Genomic DNA, 1,699 nt, shown 5'->3' with positions numbered 1-1,699 from the left:
CGGATGGTGGCCCCGGTCGTATCATGGTCAGTCGAGTCCCGGTCATCGGGTATAATTTTTGTGCCCGACCACACCCTTGCATAGCAAATCCTGTCGCATGATGGCCCCGGAATGGCAAGCCCGGAGAGGTTTGAACCTGCCTGCCTGCCCTCCAAACAGGGTGTTTGCATATTTTTTGAACATCTTGCCTAAAACACAGTCACCAGCAAACCAGAAAATCTTAAAAATTTCATGGGTTTTGCTGGGTTTTCGCACAGAGAATCCTTAGAATGCCGTTGCCGGTGAAAACTGGCATGGTCCGTGCAATAGTCAGCGGGCGAAGCATTACGCTTTACAGAGTTCAACGCAACTCTCGCCAAAAAGCAGAGGGCGCTAATGAAAAAAATTGAAGCCATCATCAAGCCGTTCAAGCTTGACGAGGTAAAAGAGGCCCTTCAAGAGATTGGTCTCAAAGGGATTACCGTCACCGAAGCCAAAGGTTTCGGACGTCAGAAAGGTCATACGGAGCTGTATCGCGGCGCCGAGTACGTTGTGGACTTTCTGCCGAAGGTAAAGCTGGAAATCGTCGTCGAGGACACGCTGGTAGAGCGTGCGATTGAGGCAATCCAGCAAGCCGCTCATACCGGGCGTATCGGCGACGGTAAAATTTTCGTTTCCTCACTTGAGGACGCGATCCGTATTCGTACTGGTGAACGGGGTAACGACGCGATCTGATCGGTCACGCCTTTCGTTGAACACCATACGGTAACTGTTTATGAGTTTTAAAGGGTTGCATCATGTCTGACGCTGCTTCTGTACTTAATCTGATCAAAGAAAAAGGCATCCAGTTTGTCGATCTGCGCTTTACCGATACCAAAGGTAAATGGCAGCACACCGCACAGGATATCTGCACCATCGACGAAGACGTCTTTGTTGACGGCATCATGTTCGACGGTTCGTCGATTTCCGGTTGGAAAGAAATCAACGAATCCGACATGATCCTGATGCCGGATCCGTCGACCGCCGTTGTTGATCCGTTCACCGCGCAGCCGACCCTGATCCTTGTTTGTGACGTTATCGAACCGGCCACCGGCCAGGGTTACGAGCGTTGCCCGCGTTCGACCGCGAAACGCGCACTGGCATACATGAAATCCGCTGGTATCGGCGACACCGCATATTTCGGCGCAGAGCCGGAATTCTTCATGTTCGACGACGTTCGTTGGAGCACCTCGCAGGAGAGCATGGCCTACGCGCTTGACTCCGAAGAAGGTCCGTACAACACCGGCACCGAATTCGAAGGCGGCAACCGCGGCCACCGTCCGGGTCCGAAGGGTGGTTACTTCCCGGTCCCGCCAGTTGACTCGGCAAACGACATCCGTGCCGAAATGGTCAACTACATCAACGAAATGGGCGTGCGTTGCGAAAAGCACCACCACGAAGTTGCTCCGTCGCAGCACGAACTGGGTATCGCATTCGGCACCCTGATCGAACATGCTGACGCGGTTCAGGTTTACAAATACTGCATCCACATGGTTGCACACCAGTATGGCAAAACCGCAACCTTCATGCCGAAACCGATCTTCGGTGACAACGGCTCGGGCATGCACACCCACCAGTCGATCTGGCACGAAGGCAAGCCGCTGTTTGCTGGCAATGGCTATGCTGACCTTTCTGAAACCGCTCTGTACTACATCGGCGGTATCATCAAGCACGCCAAAGC

Annotated in this window: 2 protein-coding genes; both read left to right on the top strand. The window is 53.3% G+C overall.

The window, feature by feature from the left end; translation table 11 throughout:
- The first annotated feature begins 375 nt into the window (after positions 1-375).
- Positions 376-714 (top strand): P-II family nitrogen regulator, encoded by a 339-nt coding sequence (locus B3Z49_RS01460; protein WP_007091888.1) that lies wholly within the window; start codon positions 376-378, stop codon positions 712-714.
- Between the two features lie 62 nt (positions 715-776).
- Positions 777-1,699 (top strand): glutamine synthetase beta-grasp domain-containing protein (locus tag B3Z49_RS01455; protein ID WP_296987731.1); only part of this gene is annotated, 923 nt, incomplete at its 3' end.

It is taken from the genome of Thalassospira sp. UBA1131, assembly GCF_002311515.1.
Classification (GTDB): domain Bacteria; phylum Pseudomonadota; class Alphaproteobacteria; order Rhodospirillales; family Thalassospiraceae; genus Thalassospira.
The sequence above is the reverse complement of the archived record's forward strand: the minus strand, read 5'-3'. Positions and strand labels throughout refer to the sequence as shown.